Source organism: Paracoccus sp. S4493 (assembly GCF_000967735.1).
GTDB lineage: Bacteria > Pseudomonadota > Alphaproteobacteria > Rhodobacterales > Rhodobacteraceae > Paracoccus > Paracoccus marcusii.
On record NZ_JXYF01000120.1, the window covers coordinates 1 to 19,775 of the forward strand.

Annotated in this window: 23 protein-coding genes and 3 pseudogenes; 21 read left to right on the plus strand and 5 right to left on the minus strand. The window is 58.7% G+C overall.

The window, feature by feature from the left end; all coding sequences use genetic code 11:
* Positions 1–149, minus strand: a pseudogene (locus TW83_RS19875) (BCCT family transporter); the annotation flags it as partial.
* 50 nt (positions 150–199) lie between these two features.
* Here TW83_RS19875 and TW83_RS14300 point away from each other — a divergent pair.
* Positions 200–577, plus strand: a complete 378-nt coding sequence (locus tag TW83_RS14300; protein WP_157001608.1) for a pore-forming ESAT-6 family protein — start codon at positions 200–202, stop codon at positions 575–577.
* A gap of 182 nt (positions 578–759) precedes the next feature.
* Here TW83_RS14300 and TW83_RS14305 read toward each other — a convergent pair whose 3' ends face one another.
* Together TW83_RS14305 and TW83_RS14310 are read right to left on the minus strand one after the other, a co-directional pair.
* Positions 760–1,263 carry a hypothetical protein gene (locus tag TW83_RS14305; protein ID WP_045983453.1) on the minus strand — a complete coding sequence of 168 codons (504 nt, stop codon included), beginning with the start codon at positions 1,261–1,263 and terminating at the stop codon, positions 760–762.
* A gap of 109 nt (positions 1,264–1,372) precedes the next feature.
* Positions 1,373–2,371, minus strand: coding sequence for a PRC-barrel domain-containing protein (locus TW83_RS14310; RefSeq protein WP_045983454.1), 999 nt, complete (start codon positions 2,369–2,371; stop codon positions 1,373–1,375).
* Positions 2,372–2,799: 428 nt separating this feature from the next.
* Here TW83_RS14310 and TW83_RS14315 point away from each other — a divergent pair, with 428 nt between their 5' ends.
* Together TW83_RS14315 and TW83_RS22095 are read left to right on the plus strand one after the other, a co-directional pair.
* Positions 2,800–3,234 carry a YsnF/AvaK domain-containing protein gene (locus TW83_RS14315; protein ID WP_084697512.1) on the plus strand — a complete coding sequence of 145 codons (435 nt, stop codon included), beginning with the start codon at positions 2,800–2,802 and terminating at the stop codon, positions 3,232–3,234.
* A gap of 124 nt (positions 3,235–3,358) precedes the next feature.
* Positions 3,359–4,099, plus strand: a pseudogene (locus TW83_RS22095) (YsnF/AvaK domain-containing protein).
* A gap of 164 nt (positions 4,100–4,263) precedes the next feature.
* Here the strand turns inward: TW83_RS22095 and TW83_RS14325 are convergent.
* Positions 4,264–4,632: a DUF883 family protein gene (locus TW83_RS14325; RefSeq protein WP_045983455.1), complete on the minus strand. Its 369-nt coding sequence runs from the start codon at positions 4,630–4,632 to the stop codon at positions 4,264–4,266.
* Positions 4,633–4,885: 253 nt separating this feature from the next.
* On the opposite strand from TW83_RS14325, the pseudogene TW83_RS19880 reads away from it, so the two are divergent.
* From TW83_RS19880 to TW83_RS14350, 7 genes and pseudogenes are all read left to right on the plus strand, one after another.
* Positions 4,886–5,254, plus strand: a pseudogene (locus TW83_RS19880) (recombinase family protein); the annotation flags it as partial.
* Positions 5,255–5,351: 97 nt separating this feature from the next.
* The gene (locus TW83_RS14330; RefSeq protein ID WP_084697525.1) at positions 5,352–7,343 is read left to right on the plus strand and encodes a GAF domain-containing protein; all 1,992 of its coding nucleotides are present in this window, start codon (positions 5,352–5,354) and stop codon (positions 7,341–7,343) included.
* A gap of 14 nt (positions 7,344–7,357) precedes the next feature.
* Positions 7,358–7,741 carry a response regulator gene (locus TW83_RS19885; RefSeq protein WP_084697514.1) on the plus strand — a complete coding sequence of 128 codons (384 nt, stop codon included), beginning with the start codon at positions 7,358–7,360 and terminating at the stop codon, positions 7,739–7,741.
* Positions 7,742–8,028: 287 nt separating this feature from the next.
* Positions 8,029–8,631 carry a hypothetical protein gene (locus TW83_RS20675; protein WP_157001612.1) on the plus strand — a complete coding sequence of 201 codons (603 nt, stop codon included), beginning with the start codon at positions 8,029–8,031 and terminating at the stop codon, positions 8,629–8,631.
* Positions 8,624–9,025, plus strand: coding sequence for a phage holin family protein (locus TW83_RS14340; RefSeq protein WP_045983472.1), 402 nt, complete (start codon positions 8,624–8,626; stop codon positions 9,023–9,025). The genes TW83_RS20675 and TW83_RS14340 overlap by 8 nt, the downstream gene beginning before the upstream one ends.
* Positions 9,015–10,010, plus strand: a complete 996-nt coding sequence (locus TW83_RS19890; RefSeq protein ID WP_084697516.1) for a DUF3618 domain-containing protein — start codon at positions 9,015–9,017, stop codon at positions 10,008–10,010. The genes TW83_RS14340 and TW83_RS19890 overlap by 11 nt, the downstream gene beginning before the upstream one ends.
* Before the next feature lie 376 nt (positions 10,011–10,386).
* Positions 10,387–10,614 (plus strand): hypothetical protein, encoded by a 228-nt coding sequence (locus tag TW83_RS14350; protein WP_045983459.1) that lies wholly within the window; start codon positions 10,387–10,389, stop codon positions 10,612–10,614.
* Here the strand turns inward: TW83_RS14350 and TW83_RS14355 are convergent.
* Positions 10,604–11,233, minus strand: a complete 630-nt coding sequence (locus TW83_RS14355) for a hypothetical protein (RefSeq protein ID WP_045983460.1) — start codon at positions 11,231–11,233, stop codon at positions 10,604–10,606. The two genes, TW83_RS14350 and TW83_RS14355, sit on opposite strands and share 11 nt — an antisense overlap.
* 77 nt (positions 11,234–11,310) lie before the next feature.
* Here TW83_RS14355 and TW83_RS14360 point away from each other — a divergent pair, with 77 nt between their 5' ends.
* The 11 genes from TW83_RS14360 to TW83_RS14410 all read left to right on the plus strand — a co-directional run bounded on the left by TW83_RS14360 (position 11,311) and on the right by TW83_RS14410 (position 19,648).
* Positions 11,311–11,550, plus strand: a complete 240-nt coding sequence (locus tag TW83_RS14360) for a hypothetical protein (RefSeq protein ID WP_045983461.1) — start codon at positions 11,311–11,313, stop codon at positions 11,548–11,550.
* 81 nt (positions 11,551–11,631) lie between these two features.
* The gene (locus tag TW83_RS14365) at positions 11,632–12,342 is read left to right on the plus strand and encodes an IS6-like element ISPpa9 family transposase (protein WP_026155209.1); all 711 of its coding nucleotides are present in this window, start codon (positions 11,632–11,634) and stop codon (positions 12,340–12,342) included.
* Positions 12,343–12,623: 281 nt separating this feature from the next.
* Positions 12,624–12,812 carry a hypothetical protein gene (locus TW83_RS14370; RefSeq protein ID WP_045983462.1) on the plus strand — a complete coding sequence of 63 codons (189 nt, stop codon included), beginning with the start codon at positions 12,624–12,626 and terminating at the stop codon, positions 12,810–12,812.
* A complete protein-coding gene (locus TW83_RS14375) occupies positions 12,809–14,335 on the plus strand; it encodes a CHAD domain-containing protein (RefSeq protein ID WP_045983463.1) in 1,527 nt (508 codons plus the stop codon). Before TW83_RS14370 ends, TW83_RS14375 begins: the two co-directional genes overlap by 4 nt.
* Position 14,336: 1 nt before the next feature.
* A complete protein-coding gene (locus TW83_RS14380) occupies positions 14,337–15,098 on the plus strand; it encodes an AAA family ATPase (RefSeq protein ID WP_045983464.1) in 762 nt (253 codons plus the stop codon).
* Positions 15,099–15,103: 5 nt separating this feature from the next.
* Positions 15,104–15,598 carry a CYTH domain-containing protein gene (locus TW83_RS14385; RefSeq protein WP_045983465.1) on the plus strand — a complete coding sequence of 165 codons (495 nt, stop codon included), beginning with the start codon at positions 15,104–15,106 and terminating at the stop codon, positions 15,596–15,598.
* Positions 15,591–15,989: an NUDIX domain-containing protein gene (locus TW83_RS14390; RefSeq protein ID WP_162198053.1), complete on the plus strand. Its 399-nt coding sequence runs from the start codon at positions 15,591–15,593 to the stop codon at positions 15,987–15,989. The genes TW83_RS14385 and TW83_RS14390 overlap by 8 nt, the downstream gene beginning before the upstream one ends.
* A gap of 98 nt (positions 15,990–16,087) precedes the next feature.
* Positions 16,088–16,585, plus strand: coding sequence for a CYTH domain-containing protein (locus TW83_RS14395; RefSeq protein ID WP_084697520.1), 498 nt, complete (start codon positions 16,088–16,090; stop codon positions 16,583–16,585).
* 514 nt (positions 16,586–17,099) lie between these two features.
* Positions 17,100–17,309 carry a hypothetical protein gene (locus TW83_RS14400; protein ID WP_045983468.1) on the plus strand — a complete coding sequence of 70 codons (210 nt, stop codon included), beginning with the start codon at positions 17,100–17,102 and terminating at the stop codon, positions 17,307–17,309.
* A 253-nt stretch (positions 17,310–17,562) separates the two neighbouring features.
* A complete protein-coding gene (locus TW83_RS19895) occupies positions 17,563–18,882 on the plus strand; it encodes a DNA/RNA non-specific endonuclease (protein ID WP_162198054.1) in 1,320 nt (439 codons plus the stop codon).
* Positions 18,883–18,991: 109 nt separating this feature from the next.
* Positions 18,992–19,648, plus strand: coding sequence for a hemolysin III family protein (locus TW83_RS14410; protein WP_052714909.1), 657 nt, complete (start codon positions 18,992–18,994; stop codon positions 19,646–19,648).
* Positions 19,649–19,775 lie beyond the last annotated feature (127 nt).

The window sequence follows — 19,775 nt, forward strand, 5'->3', positions numbered from 1 at the left end:
GCCGCGACCTGCGACGAGCCGAGGCCGAGCGAGACCGCGACCCCGAACAGCGTGCCCAGGATGGACACGATGTCGATCGTCTTGCCCACGGGGCCATAGATGCCCTCGCGCAGCAGCGGGTAGAAGACGGAACTGACCCTGACGGGCAGCGACGGGGGTAACGCACCTGTCGCGTTCGACCCTTAATTGGAGAGTCCAAATGATGCGAAGCGTAGCTTTGATGATCGGTGCAGGCCTGATGCCAGTGATGTCCGTCGCTCAACCGTCACTAGATACGGAAGCCACATGGCAGGCCGCCAGCAATCAGCTGGGGATCCTGCAGTACTGCGAGGAGAAAGGGTTTACGGGTCCGGAGGCCGTCCAGGCCCAAGCTCAGATAATGACCATGCTGCCTTCGGGAGACGAGGCTGCCGGGACTGCCGCAATCGAGCAGGGAAACCAGGGTATCGTGGCATTCAACGATCAGGAAATAACCCTGTCCGACGTGGCCGCATCCCAAGGCAGCACTGTCGAGGGGACATGCCAGGAGATCGAACCGGCGGTGAATGACATGGCGGCCAACCTCCCGGCCGGCTGACCGCCCGTAAACTCTCAGGGATGGCATTCATCCGCGCCGAAGCTCGGTTCGTCTTATCGCGACCAAATTGCGGCGCTGCTGGAAACTGCGACAATCCCGGATCGAGAAAAAGCAGGGCCCGGCGCATCAGCGCCGGGCCCTTCCATTAGCTTTCCGTGAGTTGGCGAAGGTCGCCGCGTGGATCAGTTTACGGGCGCGGGCGCCGGCTCCTGCAGGGGCACAGTCATGGTTTCCGTCTCGCCATCGACGGGGGCCGGGGTAGGCGCCGGGGTCTCGGCGGGATCCTCGATCTCCACGGTGACGCCCTGCTGGGTGTCGCTGTCCTCGATGTCCGTACCGGCCTCGGGGGTCGCGGCTGGCGTTGCAGAAGCGGCGGGTTCCTCGACCGAGACAGGTGCCTCAGTGGCCGCCGGTTCCGGCTCAGCCATGTCGGTATCCGGTACGACGGGCTCGGTTGCCGGCTCTTCTTCGGTCATAGCCGAAGCCGGCGCCTCCGTGGTCGTCTCTGTAGTTTCGGCATCATCGTCGCTGGTAAACATGGGGACGATAAAGAAGAAGATGACCAGAAGCGCCACGATGCCGATGGCGATAGGGATGACCTTGGATTTCTTCTCTTCCTGTCCGCTCACATTGCCGGTTGAATTGCGGGCCGGATGATTGGGGTCGTGCAGGGGTGGTTGAGCCATGGGGCAGGTATCCTTGTTCAATAACGCAAAAAGCGGTAATCACCTCAACGCGAGAGACCGCCTAAGGACAGGCGGCGGCTGCGGGAAAGTGCAGCCGCCATGTCTCTGATCAGTTCACGCCATCGTATTCCGGCATATTCTCGATCTCGGTCGACGGTGCGGCGACGTAGCCGCGCAGGTCCCCGCCTTCGACCGCCTGCTGGAATGACACCTCGTCCATGGTGAAGGCCACGTCGCGCTCACCCATCCCCAGCATGCCGCCGACACCCACGATAACCTGTTCGATCTGGCCGTCCGTAGTCATGACCAGGTTGTTGACTTGCCCGATAACTTCATCATCGGCCGAATAGATGTCGGTCCCCTCGACGTTTTCTGCAGTAAGCATCGTGACATCGGCAGCCTGGTAGCCTTCGCGCATCTCCATCGCGCCCATCGCGGCACCGGTCACGTCCACGGCAGGCTCTTCCTGGTTCACGTCGACGTTGGCTTCGCCGCCCTCCTGGATATCGACATTCGGCTCTGGCGCTGCAGCGATATTTACGTCGGCCTCACCGCTTTCCTGAATATTAACCTGAGGTTCCCCGCTCGTCAGATTGACCCGAGCCTTTTCTGCTGGATCAACGTCCACATCGGCCTCTGCTTCACGAACGTCAATTTGAGCTTCGGAATCACTCACCACGATGTTCGGCTCTGGGGCGATGTAGTTCACGACCGGGTCAGGCATATCGACCATGACCCGCGGTTCACCTTCAGTCACGTTTACAGTGGGATCGGCCATACGCACACCGACAACCGGCTGTGGGATGTCGACGGTGACGGTGGGTGGGGCTTGGGTCACGGTGATGGTGGGCGCACACTGCTCAACAGTCACCTGGGGAGGAGCCTGCTGCACAGTAACAGTAGGCTCCGGCTGTTCCACGTTCACCTCTGGAGCCGATTGCGACACGTCGACGTCGGGAGCCGGGACGGTCACATCAACCTGTGGATCTGCCTGTTCCACGACAACCTTGCCGCCAGCGACATGTGCTGTAGTCGGTGCATCCTGTGCCATGGCGGTGCTGGCAAAGATCGCGGTGGCAGCAACGCTACCCATGAGTTTGATAAGCATCTGGCCGTATCCTTTCAGCTCTGAATTACAGTCTTCGATGCGGCCCCAGCACAAGTCGGTGTATATTGTTTCAAAACTCGTGAATAAAATTAATAGAGCTGAAGTAAGAAAGTTTATAATTGCAGATAATGCAATTGGGTAAGGAAAGCAAAAAATTGCCTATTAATTAAAGAAACTCAGGCCATTGTTGCATAATCAACTTTTATCAATGGGACACCGTGTCGCCTCTCAAGATTTTTGGATGCATATTATATTTTTCAAGCCCATCAGATGTTTAGTGGCCTGATTCGTTCGTCAACCCCATTTATCTTATCAAAACCGCGAAATTCACTGTCTCGCGTTGATCAAATCCGGCTGCCTCCACGGCTTTGAATGCCTATGTAACAACTTTCAAGTCCGCTGGTTGGCTGGACGTATGGGAGTGCCAAATGGCGGATGATGACGACAAACCGGTTCTATCTCTTGTCGAAGAGACTGTGACGATCGGTAAAAGGAATACGGTGACGGGGCGCGTTCGCGTGCAGACCGTTACCGAGACCATCAATGAGACCGTCCCGGTGAATCTGCAGTCCGTCGATGTGGACGTGGTTCGTATCCCTGTGGATCGCGTGATCGACACCATCCCGGAGATCCGGGGGGAGGGCGACGTTACGATCATCCCGGTGGTCGAGGAGCGGATCGTGATGACTTGCGCGCTGCTTCTTCGCGAGGAGATCCATTTCCGCCAGACCGCGTATCGGGAAACCCACGATATTCCCGTGTCGGTGCGCAAGCCGCGCGCGCAGATCGATCACGTCGATGCTCAGAACGGCAACTCCCAAGACATGCACGACTTCAGAAAGGGAGTTCCAGAGGACCTATGACAATGAAAATGCGATGACCGGTGGCGCACGGAAATCCGTCTCGGCCCTGTTCGATGACCGGGCGGAGGCTCAGCGGGCCGTGGAGCGCCTGCGCACCAGCGGGATCTCGGAGGATCATATCAGCATGGTAGAAGGTTCGGCGGGTGGAGCGACAGCCCAACGTTCGCCTGAAGAGGACAAGAGCTTCTGGGACAGCCTGAGCGACTTCTTCTTCCCCGAGGAAGACCGCTATGCCTATGCCGAGGGTCTGTCCCGCGGTGGATATCTGGTGACCGTCTCCGGTATCTCCGCCGCCCATTATGATATGGCCCTGGACATTCTCGATGACGAAGGCACCGTCGATCTGAACGAGCGCGAGGCCAGCTGGCGTTCGGAAGGCTGGGGCGGCTATGAAGCCAACCCGTACGGCTCCGGCGACAGCGCCTTGGGTACGACCACCGGTCTTCCGGCCGACGCGCCCCGCGCCACCGACCAGGACAGCATCCCGGTGGTCGAGGAGCAGATCAGCATCGGCAAGCGCGACACCAGCCATGGGCGGGTGCGGGTGCGTGCCTATTCGGTCGAGGAGCCTGTGAAAGAGACCGTCGAATTGCGTGACGAGCGGGTCGAACTGGAACGCCGCCCCGTCGATCGGGTCGCGACGGGCGCTGATGCCGCCTTCTAGGATCGCACCATCGAGGCACAGGAATATGCCGAAGAAGCCGTGGTCGCCAAGCAAGCCCGTGTGGTCGAGGAGATCGGCCTGAAGAAGGTCAGCGGCACCTATACCGATACCATCTCCGAGACCGTTCGTCATACGAAAGTAGAAGTCGAGGATGATCGGGACGGAAGTCGCGATGATGCGAGTAAGCCCCGGATCTGGTGATGTGCATCCGGGTGATGTCTGGGCTGGACTAAGGCATCATCCGTTTCGATGAACTTGACCCCCGGCAAGGTCTCGCGTACCGGGGGTTTTTCTATTCAAGATTGGGAAACGGACCAGGGCTAGCTAGCGAAACCCCTCTCTCCGCAAGTCTCTTTCTGGCAGCCTCAGCGCCGCGCGATCAGCAGTCCGATCAGCACGCCGACGCCGACCGCGAGACCCATGGCCTGGGCCGGATGCCGCCGGATCATGTCCGCGGCTTCTTCATAGCCCAGCTCCGCATAAAAAGCCGCTTCCTCGGCGCGCTTCTGGCCGACGTTATAGACGCGCTCCGCCTCCGAGCAGGCCCGTGCGGCGTAGTCCCGTCCGGTCTCCAAGGCGCCGTCGACCAGTTCGGAGCCGCGCCCGGAGACATCGCGGGCAAGTCTTTTCGCATCGCCTGCAATCCGACCGGCTTCCTCACGGGCCGCGTCCTTCGTGGCCACGATCTTGTCTGCGGCCGACCCTCTGCCCGTCCCTGAACTGTTCTGTGCCATAGGACTTTTCTCCTGATTTCCATAATATTATCGCGGGCTCAACGAACCCGGGGGACAGTCGTTCCAGCGATGGCGCACGTGATCGGGAAGCCGGGAGCTTCCGATCTTGGGGCGGAGACGTGAAGAATGTCCGTCTGCGTGATAGCAGGCCCGACCGTGATAATCTCCGACATGACCGCTCCCCTTTGTGGATCGTTACAGACCCACCTTGGCACACAGATGCCGTTGGAGGGGCGGTTACATTATCAATAACCATCTACTGCAAACAGTGAGTGAACTGGAGGGCAGGGGGGGCTTCCGATCACTGACCGAGGCAATCGATACGACCACCCCTACCGGGCGGCTGGTGTTTCATCTCTTCGGAGCCCTCGGTCAGTTCGAGCGAGACCTGATCCGGGAGCGAACTGGGGCAGGATTGAAAGCTGCCGCTGCAAGAGGGAGGAAAGGGGGGCGCCCCATTGCTCTTTCCCCTGATAAGATCACACGTGCCCGACAGTTGATCGCGCCGGGCCTTAACGTTCGTGAGGCCGCGGCCCGCGTAAAGGTCAGCAAGTCCGCCCTCTATATGGCGTTAAAGCTCGGTTGTGGCCGGATAATGCGCACGCTTGAGAACCTCTGCTGACAACGGCCTTCATATCCGTTAACGCAAGGTCAAACTCTCTTTTACATGGACACATGAATTGCCTCGCAAGCAAGTGGCTACAGATCCGGCGGACCTCATGAACGAGGCCGATCGTCTCGATGCGCTGCATGCGCATGATATTCTCGACACCGGACCGGAAGTCGGCTTTGACGACATTGTCCGTTTGGCCGCGAGGCTCTGTGATACCCCGGTTGCACTCATCAGTCTGCTGGACACCGAGCGGCAGTGGTTCAAGGCGAGGGTTGGTTTCGAGCCCTCCGAAACGCCGATCGCGCAATCCATCTGCCAGCACGCTGTCGGGCAGCGTGACCTTCTGATTATTCCCGACCTGACTCTGGATCCCCGGACACAGTCAAATCCGCTGGTTCTGGAGGATCCGCATCTGCGGTTCTATGCCGGCGCGCCCCTGGTAATAGCCGAGGGACTGACACTTGGCACCATATGCGTCATCGACCACGCTCCGCGCCCGGAGGGACTGACGGAGGTCCAGGCCGATGATCTCAGGTCGCTGGCCCGGCAGGTCGTGAGCCTTCTAGAGATGCGCCGTCTTATTTCGCGCCATAACGATCTGCTTCTCCAAGCGGAACGACAGCAAAACAAGGCGGCGCATGAACATCTGGAACTGGCTGCCATGTTCGATCAGGTCCCAAGCTTCATGGCGCTGCTGAAAGGCCCCGGTCATGTCTTTAATCTGGTCAATCCCGCCTACCTTCGGCTGGTCGGAAACCGGCAGCTTATTGGGAAGCGTTTTGCCGAAGCTCTGCCTGACGCAGCAGAACAAGGTTACGTGGACCTGCTCGATGAGGCCTACCGGTTGGGAAAACCCTTCACGCAGAAGGGTGCACGTTACGCAATTCAAAATGACCCCCATTCCCCGGTAGATGAACGGTTCGTCGATTTTGTTTGCCAGCCGACCCGGGACGATAAAGGCACTGTAACCGGCATCTTCATTGAGGGCTCTGATGTCACGGAACATGTTCTTCAAACCAGGCGCATTGCGGCTCTTGCAGACCTCAGCGAGCAGCTGCGCGATCTGATTAATGCTGACGACATCGCTCGTGCGGCGGCAGAATGCATGAACCAAGCCATCGGCGGGAGCTGCATCGGGTTTGGGAAGGTAGACCTGGAAAAGGAGGAAATCGACGTACCGGTGGACTGGTGCGACGCCTCTGGCGTCAGCGTGGTCGGGTCTCACCATTTAAGGTCGTTTGGCTCCTACATCGAGGATCTGAAGCGCGGCCAGACCGTCGTCATTCCAGACGTGAAGATAGATCCCAGGACAGCCAGCCAGGCTGACAGCCTTGAGAAGGTCCATTGTCGGGCACTCCTGAACCTGCCGATCATGGTGCGCGGTGTTCTCGACACTGTCATCTTCGTTCTGAATGCCCAAGCGCGGGAATGGACATCGGAAGAAATCGCGCTCGTGCGGCAGGTCGGGGACCGGACGCATGGGGCGATTGCCCGGGCACGGGCCGAACAGGAGCAGCACATCCTGAACGAAGAGCTCAGCCATCGCATGAAAAATACGCTTGCGATTGTCCAGGCCATCGCCACTCAAACGCTTCGGGAGGTCGCTGAGAAGGACGCCGTGACGGCGCTGACACAACGTATCGGTGCGCTGTCTCGCGCCCATGATGCACTGCTAAAAAAGCGGTGGGCTTCCGCTGCCCTTGAGGACGTTGCAAAGGCAACATTGGCAGCGTTTGATCAGGCGGGCCGATTTCATTTGCAGGGTCCGTCCCTCCAGATCGGACCCCGGGCCACGTTGTCCCTATCGCTCCTTCTGCATGAGTTGGCAACCAATGCTGTCAAGTACGGCGCCCTGTCCGTACCTGAAGGAAGGGTGACGATTACCTGGACCATCGAGCAGGGCACAGAGGAAGAAACTTTGCGAATGTGCTGGGCGGAAACCGACGGCCCCCCGGTTCAACAGCCATCCGGCAAAGGATTCGGGTCGAGACTGATCAGCATGGGATTGATTGGAACTGGCGGCGTTGAGCTTGGTTACCATCAAGATGGCCTGATCGCGTCGATGGAAGCCCTGCTTTCCCAGATGCAGCAGCCCTGAGACGGAAAGACCTGATGGCCCAATATGCTCCTTTAAAGCGCCAGCTTGTACTGGTCGTAGAAGATGAACCGATCCTTCGAATGGCCGCAGTCGACATGGTCGAAGATGCAGGTTTCAAAGCGGTTGAAGCTACTGACGCCACAGATGCGGTCAGGATCCTCGAAACCCGTCCTGATATTCGTATTGTCTTCACCGATGTCGATATGCCCCGGGGCGTTGATGGCCTTAAACTGGCCGCACTGATCCGCGAGCGTTGGCCGCCCATTCATGTTATCGTAACCTCCGGGAAGGCAGAAATCGGGCGAATGAAGCTACCTGCCGACTGCGTGTTCTTTGACAAGCCCTACGACGAACGACGCGTGGTCGCAGAGATGCACCGGATGAGCAGGATCTGCTGAGAGGCAGCGAGATGAGTTTGCTACTCAAGCTTGATCCTGTCCCGCCATGACAATGCTGTAGGGCATCTCTGGCAGCCATCAGGATGGGACCTACCCCATAAATGGATATTTTCTTCGAAATTTATTTCGCTCCCCAGTTTCGGCGCAATTGTGCCCCGCTGGCAGCGTCAATCATCCATAAGAAACATTAGTGGAACGACGGGATCGTTTGAAGGTTGGTCTGTCAATAGCTGAGGTCAGTGGGCAAAGCACTGCACCTGCCCCAATAATTAAATTCAAGGGAGAAGATGATGGTCGACGAAAATCCGCGTTCCAAGTCCCCCAGCAGTTCCACGACTGAGAGCATCAAGGCGGAAGCGACGGAACAGGCCTCGCGTCTCGCGGGCAGCGTCAAGGATGAAGCCAAACGCTATGAGAAGGATCTCCGTTCGGGAGTGGCAGAGCGTGCAGAAAGTCTCGCTGCTGGCCTTCGCAAGGCGGGGTCTGAGATTGATCCTAATTCTTCCGTCGCGACGCTGTTCGACCGTGCGGCCGATACCGTTAGTGGTCTGGCGGATAGTCTGAACGCCACGGATCCTCGGGAGATGGTTGAGGAGGTTCGCAGGTTCGCACACCGTCAGCCAGGGGCTTTCCTTGGTTTATCGGCCTTGGCGGGCTTTGCCGCAGTTCGCTTTCTGCGTGCGGGCTCCACCACACCGTCAAGTTCCATGAAAAGGAAAAGCTCACTAGATTCCAACATATCACGGACTAGTTCATCGAAACCCTCTGTCCGCGTTGGGACCATAAATAGTGACGCGCAGGCAGAGAGCACATCTGCAGCGGATCACCGTGTCTCAACCAATCCGCTTCCCATTTCCGGCGGTCGCGGCGATGGAGGTTCGCATGCCTGATCCCATTCGCTCGCAAAGCCCTGCATCGCTGGCTGCCGATGCCCTGCGCATTTCCAGCGACCTGGTTCGCAAGGAAGTCACGCTTGCCAAAGCCGAACTGCGTCAGAACCTGAGCCGCGCGGGAACGGGCCTGGGCATGATCGTGGCAGCAGCCGTTTTAGGTATCGTTACGCTCAACGTGCTTACCGTTGCTTTGGTCGCTGCACTTGCCGAAACCGATCTAGGGCCAATCTGGAGCGCAGTGGTTGTCGGCGTGGTCTTGGCGATCTTGGCCTACGTGCTGCTTCGCAAGGGCATGGCTGATCTGAAGCCGGAAAACCTCATGCCAACGCGGGCTGTCGAGAATGTTCAGCGGGATGCCAGCGCGGTAAAGGAAACTTATCATGACGCATGACCTCAACAACCCTGACCAGATTGAGCGTGAGATCGAAAAAGACCGCGAAGCGCTGCGGCGTACGCTCGACGATCTGCAGGGTGAACTGTCTTTGGATGGCCTTTCGCGCCGCCTCACAGGTTCGGTCCGTAAGAATGGTGCCGAATGGGCAGAGGCAGCAAGCGATGCCGCTCGCGCAAATCCCATAGCATTGGGTCTGACCGGTATCGGCCTGGCCTGGATGATCTTCGGGCGCGGACAGGATCCTGTTCACAGCTACGGGCAATCGGTGACGAGCCGGTCGGATCGGAATGAGCGCAATTTCAATCCGGTTTCAAACCCATCCCAGACCTACGGCAACCGGCCACCGTTTTCGCGACCAAACTGGGCATCAGATGATAACCGAAAGACGGATCGACACGCAGAGGCGCGTTCTGATCAGTCTGTCAGATCCATGAAAGACGTTGGCATGATTGATACAGCGAAAAATCACGCTTTTCATCTGCGTGATCGCCTCAGCGAAGGCACCGAAGGTTTTGGCGAGGAGGCTCGCCTCAGGGTCGAGGCAGCCCGTCGGAAAGCGTTGGATGCCAGCGATGCCGTCAGTCGTCAGATGGCGCAGGCCAATAGAAAAATTGCGCGTCATTATGACAACGAACCCCTGTTGTTCGGAGCTCTTGCCTTGCTCGGCGGGGCGGCATTGGGAGCGATGCTGCCCGGAACAAGACGCGAGGACGAGTTGCTGAGGGACTATCGAGATCAGCTCTTTGACGAAGCAGAAAAAATCTATCACGAAGAAAAAGACCGGGTCAGCAGTGCCGTCTCTGCTGGAGTGGAAGAGGCGAAGGCTGCCGTGACCAATGTCGTGTCGGCTGCCAAAGGCGAGCTAACCGACGACGACGGCGATAAGGCTGCCTCTCTGGAGAACTTGCAGAAGACACCCGGCGAGGCGAAGACGGGTAGTGGTCCAGCAAAGTCGGGAAAGACACCATCGTCCAAAACCTGATCCGCGTGTCTGGTACCATCAAAAGGCCCCGCAACTGCGGGGCCTTCTCGCTAAACGAGAAGGTTGGGCGGGCGCTGTTTATGATATTGCGTATGAACGCCAATCGACTTTGGTCTTCAGGCTCGCCGATTTACACGGCAACAACTAGAGTTTGTCGCGAGCTTCTAGAAGTAGGCCATGAGCCGTAGGCGAAAAACCTTTAAGTCGCTTCATGATTTGAGCTTCGATCACTTGATTGTTACATAATTGCGGTTACTGGTCGTTAAGAACCCAGCCCACGACAGCACCACGATCAGCACGGCGAAGGCCGCTACAAGCTTGCAAAGCTCGCGGATCAACCTTGCACCCCGGCCTTGGCATCGGGCAGAAACCGCGCATGAAAATCACGCATACCGATACGACTTTCACCATGTCCGGCACCCACTCGACCGACTCCTATCCACTTGATGAACTCCCCAAGCAGCTTGCCTTCTACCGCCAGCTCCGGGCGGATTTCCCGAAGTCTGGGACGTCCTACGATGCGATCATCGACGGACTGGAAGCCTTGGCTTATGAGCTTGGAGTGCGTGTCGATCCCAACCCGGCCCGAATGGCTACGGCTTAGCATCAGCTTCCCGCCAAGGCGCCAGCGCCGGCAGCGCCCCGGTGATCTCGATCGTGTCCAGCATTCCTGGCCTGCTCAGCACCGCCCAGAGGTCCAGCAGCGCCCCGCACCATGCCAAGTAGTTGCAGCGCTTAGTGGCGACCATGCTGGCGGTGCCGGTGTAGCTGATCGCGCAGACGTCGCCTTTGCGCTCGTGCATATTCCGGTTCCGGTCGCGCCAGACCCAGGTGCTGCCGTCACGCGATTTGCCGGCCACGAAGCACCCCTCTTCATCGCTCCATTCCCATCCGCAGGGTGTGATGCTGATGCGATCCCCCTGCCCCCAGTCCGGCGCGCTGAGGGCGCGGGCCAGCTCGGCAATCTGCGTGGCCATGCGTCGGCCGCTGACATGATCCGACAGAGCCTCCACTACCGCAGCAATGACCTGCGCGTCCCGGTGCGGGTCGCTGGTGCCTTTCCCGTCGACGGTGTCGACGCCCGGCCGGTCAAACTCGTGGGTGCCATACTGATCAAAGTCGAGCACGGCCTTTTCGGTCAGGAAAGCCCCCGCCAGGGCGTCGGTGATCGACATGGCGCGGGTGATGCGGGATCCAGTGGTGATGGTCTTGTGAAGGCTCATGCGGCACTTACCAAATCTTTATGCATCTTATTTGCTTGGCAGACGGTTTTTCTCCGGGAGAAAGAGGATCTGTGAAAATGCGCTTCATCGAACTTAACCAGCTTGGCAGCGATGGTGCCCGCTATTCCATCTCGGTTTCGGTCACTCAGATTGTCAGAATGACAGCCCAAGCAGATGACCGTTGTATGCTCAGCCTTACGGACGGAACGGCGGTTACAGTCACGGAAAGCTATGACTCCGTCGCGGGTCTCTTGATGGATTCCGGAGCTACGTACATTTCGGAAAAGGTCACGCACCGACCGCCACACAGTCGATGATCTATTGAAAGGCTGGCGGGACTGCGCCCTACCGGCATTGCCAAGTTGTTGTGTCGTGAAGCGCCTGCTACAGGATCTCGGATGAAAACGCCATCATCCATGCCGCGCCTGAAGGGGTTTCGCTTTCCCCGTGAGATCATTGCCTACGCCGTCTGGGCATATCACCGCTTCGCCCTGAGCGGGGCTGACGTCGAGGACCTTCTGGCAGAGCGCGGCGTGATCGTCAGCCGCGAGAGCATCAGGCTTTGGGTTAACCGCTTTGGCGCGCAGTTTGCCACCTGCATCCGGCGCGATAGGCCGGGGCCGTCGGACAAGTGGCATCTGGACGAGGTCGTCATCCCGATACGCGGCAGGAAACACTGGCTCTGGCGGGCGGTTGACGCCAATGGCCACACGCTCGACATCCTCGTGCAAACCCGCCGGAACGCCAGAGCCGCGAGGCGCTTTCTGGCAAGGCTCATCGCGCAATTCGGCCAGCCGCGTGTGATGATCACCGACAAGCTGCGCAGCTACTTCAAGCCAATCCGGAACCTGGCTCCCGACGCCGACCACAGGGCACACAAGGGGCTGAACAACCTGGTCGAGGGCTCACACAGACCAACGCGACGGCGAGAGAAGATCATGGGACGCTTCAAGTCCCAACGACAGGCGCAGAGATTCCTCGCCGCCCATGACCAGATCAACACCCTCTTCCGTCCCCGCCGCTATCGTCTCACCGCATCTTCATACCGCCACGCACGGGCTGACGCCTTCAGCCTGTGGAACGACTATGCGCTCGAGATGAACGCATAAGCGCTCACGCTTCGCCCCCCTTTGCGCCCACAATCACCCAACTTGGCAATGCCATGTCGGATCCTACAACTTTAAAGCGCACACGCCTGCGTGAACGTCCTGAATACGGCTCCAGCAAGCACACAGTGCCCATGAAGACGGCATTGTCTCATCACCTGACGAAGCTGCAAGATTTCCGGCTACGTCGTCTATGAGATCATCTGTGGGCTAACATCAGAAATGGTCTTGCCATTTGACCGCCCATGATGACATCATGACGTCATCGTTACCGGGTGTCATCAATGCCGAAAAGCAAGACTGCCAGCCCCAAATCCGAGGACGCCAAGAAGGTGAACACGTCCCTGCGGCTTCATCGCAAGACCCTCAAGGCGCTGAAGACACGGGCCATAGAGGACGATACGAGCGTGCAGAAGATCATCGAGGAGCTGGTCGACAGCTATCTCAAGAAGGCGGCAGGCAAGAAATCATGAAGCGGGCATCTCAAACGGTTCTCATCCTTCCGGGAGCGCTGGCCGACGCCAATCTGGCAGAGATGCCGGATGGTCTGTCGCTTCAGATTGGTCAGTCCGATGACGCGACGTTTGACATGCTCGACGACCATATCGGGTCCCTTCACGCCGCTGGCCATCTCGTGTTGAGATCGGGAAGGACACTCACTTTGCTGGAGGGATCCACAGACCTTGTGGCTCAAAAGGCCGGCGGGACTGATCGGTTCGTGGCCGACCTGAAAGACGGGCCCGTCAAGGCCGCCCTCAAGCACGTCCCGCCTCTGCGCAGTCTCCTGAGGATCGGGTCCGGAACTGTCACTCATCGGGATCTGACGGTCACCGATGACGAAAGGAAGACGCTTGTCCGGGCGCATCTAACGACGCTGAAACCCGACGGCAGGGGCATGACAGTGACGATCGCCGCGCTGCAGCCGCTGCGGGGATACGATAAAGCCCTGAGAAGACTGGGCGAACATCTTGAGGCTATCTCCGAGAGCCCTTCGCCTCGCACGGCCGAGCTGTCCTCGATGCTGTTTCCAGACTATCCCAGATACAGTGCGAAACCCGACGTCGCCATCCTCGACAATGCCACGGCATGGCAAACAGCGACCGACATCATCAGGGTCTATCTGCAGGTGGCCCGCGAGAATGAGGCCGGGGTCATCGCCGATCATGACACGGAGTTTCTGCACGATTACCGCGTCGCCCTGCGAAAAGTCAGATCAGCTCTGAGCCTCTTCAAAGGCGTGTATCCGGATGAACAGACCGCGGACTTCAAGCATAAGGCGTCCGAACTGATGTCTGCCACAGGCCGGCTTCGGGATCTGGACGTCTACCTTCTGGCCAAGGACGAGTATTTCGCGATGGTGCCTTCCTCTCTGCATGAGGGGCTGGAGCAGATGTTCAAGATGTTTCGCAAGGAGCGCCGCCGCGCGCACCGTGCCATGGCAGCCCATCTTGACAGCGCCCGTTATCAGGCTGGGATCGAGGCACTGCAGGCTGAATTTCTCCAGACAAGGGGTCCCGGAAAGGGGCCGAGGGCAGACGCCCCGGTCGGGGACTATGCCCGTCAGCTGATCTGGAAGCGCTACCGCAAGGTGTGTCGCATCGCCCGCGAGATCACGGCCGACACGCCTGACGAACAGGTCCACGAGCTGCGGATTGGCTGCAAGAAGCTTCGCTACCTCATGGAGTTCTTTGCACCTCTCTATCCGGCGGCGGCCGTCAAACCCATCCTGAAACCCCTCAAGCGTCTTCAGGACAATCTTGGGCTCTTCAACGACTATTCCGTCCAGCAGGCATTTCTGAAGAGCTTCATGGACGCTCACGAGCCGATCGGACACAGGCAGGACCTCGCCCTGGCACAGAGCATCGGCGCCTTGATCGCCGTGCTGCATGAACGGCAGCAGGAAGAGCGCGCCCGGATCATGGCCAGTTTCAATCAGTTCGACGGCCCAGATGTCCGTGATCAGTTCCGCTCACTCTTCAACGCCAAGGAAGCCTGAGATGAAGATTGTCGCCTGCTACAGCAACAAGGGAGGCGTCGGGAAGACGGCCGCTTCCGTCAACCTCGCCTATGCCTTTGCCGAGGCCGGCAATCGCGTCCTGCTTTGCGACCTCGATCCCCAAGGTGCCTCGAGCTTCTACTTTCGCGTGAAGCCATCTCAGAAACTGGACAACGAGGCGTTCTTTGAGGAGGCCAAACAAGTCACAAAGGCCATTCGCGGAAGCGACTTTGAAAATCTGGACATCCTCCCTGCCAACATGACCTTTCGCGATTTCGACGTCTTTCTCTCAAGGATGAAGAACAGCCAGTCGCGCCTGAAGAAGGCGCTGAAGGCTGTCGGCGGCGACTACGACATCATCGTCCTGGACTGCCCTCCGAACATCTCGACACTCTCCGAGAGCGTCCTCCAGGCGGCGGACCTGATCGTGGTCCCTGTCATTCCCACCACTCTGTCGGAGAGGACGTTCGAGCAGCTTCTGGACTTCATCGACGGCCAGGAGGGCGCGAAGGGCAGCAAGAAGAAGATCGCGGCCTTCTTCTCGATGGTGCAGCGGCAGAAAAGCCTGCATGGCGAGACCATGGCACGCATGCGCGAGGCCTACCCGAAACGGATCATGGAGGCCGCCCTTCCGTTTTCCACCGATGTCGAGAGGATGGGTGTCAATCGAGCCCCGGTGCTGGCGTTCGCGTCTGAGCGTCCGTCCGCGCAAGCATACCGGCAGATCTACGAAGAAGTTCAGACACGATTGATGGAGGGCTGAGCGCGATGAAAGCACCCGTCGAGATCGAGCGGAAGTTCCTGGTGGCGGCGATGCCTGACCTGTCTCTGGCCGACAGATCGTCCCTGCGCCAAGGCTATCTGACCGTGCCTGGGGACTCCGTCGAGGTTCGGCTTCGCCAGACCGATGAGACATTCGTTCTCTGCGTGAAATCCGGAGAGGGTATCGTTCGGGGTGAGCGTGAGATCGAGATCAGCGAGGCGCAGTTCGAGATGTTATGGCCGCAGACAGAAGGCCGCCGCGTCGTGAAGACCCGGTGGGTCGGTCAGCTGGACGGGGGGCTGCCCTACGAGCTGGATATCTTCGAGGGTGATCTTGCACCGCTGGTGATGGTCGAGGTCGAATTCCAATCCGAAGCCAATGCTCGCGAGTTCGTTGCGCCGGCGTGGTTCGGTCGGGATGTCAGCACCGACAAGCGCTTCGGCAACAAGTCGCTGGCACTGACAGGGGTATCTCTTGTTCGCGAGTTGGCCGGTGGCTGAGAAACGATACGGCGTTCTTTGTCTTCTTCCTGAAAAAGGGCGGCACAAGGTCGTTCTGGTCAGCCGGCCGGGAAGCAAGGAATGGATCCATCCGAAGGGGCGCCGTATTCCGGGCATGTCGGGCAGGGGATCTGCCCGTCGGGAAGCTTACGAGGAGGGCGGCATCCGGGGCCGCATCCACCCTGGCCAAAAAACCGTCGTGACGTGTAGGCAGGGTGGACGGAAGGTTCTGCTGACACTCTACGCAATGCGGGTGGAGAAGATGCTGAAGCGATGGCCCGAGCGACGCAAACGCGACAGGATCGTGGTCTCGAGCGAGAAAGCTGCGCGACTGCTGCGCTGCCCCGGCATGCGCGAAGGGCTGCGCGCGCTCATCAAGAAGAAGCGCTGAGATCAGGGCAAAGCCGTACGCTGCGCCCTAGGAGCCGCCGCGACGGCCCCTGACCAGTCTGATCGGCCTGCGCATGGGCCGCAACCAACGAGGCGAGATTGAGTATCGAGATTGAACGCAAGTTCCTTGTGACCAGTGATGATTGGCGAGACATGACTTTGGGCTGTCACCACATCAAGGACTATCTGGTCGCCCGCTTCGAGACCGGCAAGGCGCGGATCCGTGTCTGTGATGACCAGGCGACCTTGACCATCAAGGGCAACCGCACAGGGGTTTCCCGCAGCGAGTTTCATTTCGATCTGGCGCCCGACCAGGCGGCCGACATGATCAGCGAGTTCCCGAGCGCTCCGAGCTTGGAAAAGCGGCGGCATGATATCCAGTTCTGCGGCCTGCTCTGGCAAGTCGACGAGTATCTGGGTGCGCTGGCGGGTCTGGTGACCTGCGATGTGGAGCTGCCGCACGAACATCACGAGTTTCCACGCCCGTCCTGGGCCGGGCGGGACATCACGCATGACAGCAGATACAGCTCCGCCCAACTCACCCGGGCAATGCATGCCGATGGATTCGTGCTGGCGGACTTCCTGATCAGAAGCTGATCGGATAGAAAACCGCTGATGCCGTCCGTGTCACTTCCGTGACGGCACTGAACCAAGGAGGCTGTATGTCTTGCCTGATGAGGCATGGTCCCGTAATTGTTTGGGCATGAGAGATTGCCTGGGACAGGTGGCGGCTGCAGGGAACTGCAGCCGCTTTTCTATGTGGAGTGGGCGACAGCACAAGTGCCATGACACCAGTTTTGCAGGCGGACAGAAAAAAGGCCCCCCATCTGCTCAGGCCCTTCCCGCTCGTAGGACACCTTCACGCTAATAGAAGGGCCTCTAAGTGGGGTAGAGGCAGCCTATCAGTGCAGCCAGACAACATCTCGGACCAGCTTCCCATCCCCAGAACTATCCCCAGAAATTGTGGATAAAGTGACGCGGCCAGAAGCTCTCCGCCAAGATCCGCGATTTTCTGAATTCGAGGCGCACGCAATCCTGCTATTTAGACATATGGCCCGTGATCACGCACAGGATTATCTGACCTGTGTGAGACGGGGATACAGGCCGCAGGATGAACACGAATACGGATAGAATGCTGATTGCCGAAACGGACGAGCAGGGATCTGTGGTCTGCGTATGGCGGGCGGATCATGGCAAGCGCCCGCGGCCGGTGGCTGATCCTGCAACCTGCGTCAAAATGCTGGATAGCTTCGGCATCTTCGGGGCATCCAGGGATGCGGTCAGGCTGTGGCTTATGTCCTCAGACGCAGAGGTGGCGTGACCTCAATGCCGCGTCGCTCAGCGACCGGTCAGGTGCAGACCCTGCGAAGAGCTGGAAATGGCTTTTAGCCTGAGCTTATGCATGCGGCTTGGCCCAAAGCTCTGTCCGATCCTTAAGCATGCACCAAGGAGCGATGCCGCCCTCAGACGTTGAAGATCATGTGCAAGCCTACCGACGTCATCGTGTACGTGATCTTCTTGCCCGTGTTACACTCACGATGTCTCATCACCCTGTACAGGCCGGGGACAGCATGATGTCGAAGTCGGAAACGAACGAGAAAAGCACCGGCTGCCATATCCGGATCAATGGCGTCGGCCATCCTGCCGCTGCCAATGGGACCTTCGTCCGGATACAACGGAAGGACGGCAACAGTCTTCTGGAATTAAGCGTCAATGTCATTGTCCAAGGTGAACCATCGAGCGACTGTCCCGGACGCGCGGAGGGATCAGCACTCGTTGCGCTCAATGGCATTCCCGTCCCTGCTGACCATACCGTACGGAGTGTGGATCTCACGGTGCGAATGGACGATCACGCGGGTGTTGGCGACAGAGTGCGCGGTAGATCTGACCCAGGCCAGTCCGCTGCTGATCGGCAGATCGTCACGAGCGGCAGTTTGGACCTGACTTGGTCGCCGGGCACTGTCTCCCCCCCGGCAGTCAAAACGTGCACGGGGGATCACCTAGAGAACTATCCAGATATGACCGCGGGACTTGATGGAGATGACCCGCGCGACGGCTATGATGCCGGGTTCACAGGTATTCCTATTCCGGAGCCGGGTCTTTCTGATGACATGGCGCTTGACGCGGTTCTCTTCGAGGGCCGTACAAGCATCCCCTATACCCATTTCAGCCTGTGTTTGTCGGCTGAGCGGCGCATGGCGCGCTATGTTGCCTGGAACGTGGACGGGGCCCGGATGGTGAAACTTCCGCGGTCAGAATTTGTCCTCGATCCTCGCATTGACGCCGAATACCAATGGGGAAACGCGCTTTATAGCGACAACGTTCTCGACCGGGGTCACATCGCCCGGCGCGCAGACCTGTGTTGGGGCGGCATCGCCGAAGCGCAGCAGGCCAATGCCGACTCGTTCTACTACACCAATATCGCCCCGCAGCATCAGGCTTATAACCAGTCCTCCCGTCAGGGCCTCTGGGGAGAGCTCGAGGATCACGTGTTTGCTCAAGCCGGTATCGCCAAGCTGCGTCTGTCCGTGCAGGCAGGTCCGATCTTCAGTCCGACTGACATCGAATATCGAGGGGCTCGTATCCCGGCGGCATTCTGGAAGCTGATCGGGTGGCGCGATCTCGAGGACCTGCCGCGTCTGACCGCATTCATTCTGACCCAGGAAGACTTGCTAGGCGATCTGGAGACGACGCTGACATTTGAGCCCTTTCGTCTCTACCAGGTCAGCCTGGAGGAACTGAACAGTCAAACCGGACTTGATTTCAGTCGGCATCCGGCTGGCGACGTGATGCGGCACGTCAATCAAGCAGGCCGGAGGCTTGCTCGTGACGACGCGCTCGGAAGTGAAAGGCAAATAAGGGATGTCAGTGCTCTTCGTGACATCATCATTTAGCCGACGCAGGATGCGGCCTGAAGCACGCGTACACGTCTGAGGTTTTGTCCCAAGCTGATTCAATATCAGCCGCGCGGTTTTTGAAGCGATCAACGATGGAAGGTTATTGATGAGCTTTTACCTACCGCGTCGCATCGAATACAGCCGGCTCGAAACCATGTCGGACCTGTTGGTTCATATTGCCGGTTTGACAGCAGCACTGCTCGCGGTTCCCCTCCTGATCATGAGGACATTGTCAACAGACACTACGGACTTCGGGTTGGTCGGTGCTTCGGTATACGGTCTCACACTCATCGCGATGATCTTATGCTCGATGCTCTACAACATGACGCATCCACAGACCTGGACACCGTACCTGCAGCGGCTCGATCATTCGGCAATCTACCTGAAGATTGCCGGCACCTATACGGCATTCGCGCTTCTGTCTCCCCATGAGACCGGGTGGTTTCTGGTCTGGATATGGAGCTGCGCGGCTCTCGGGGTGGGATTGCGCACGTTCGTGCCGAATAGATGGCGCAGCGTCGCCATAAGCCTGTATCTGATCATGGGATGGTCAGGCGTCATTGCCGGAGACGCGCTTTTCGGCGGAATGTCCTCACTTGTCTTCGGACTGATCTTGGGTGGTGGGCTCATCTATACGGTGGGATTTGGGTTTTTCGTGGCAACGCGCTTGCCGTTTCATCGAACGATCTGGCACCTGCTCGTCATCGTCGCGAGCGGCCTCTTCTACTCAGCAGTCGCTACGCAGATTGGGACACTTTCTTGAACTAATTTACATGCGGCCGTCCAGCGCATGCTGTGTTGATGTCGAGCCGATCAGGCTTTGAAGCGGCCTTTTAAGGCGCAATTCACTTTGCGACGAAATCCCAAAAATGTAAGCGCGACGTCGCGGC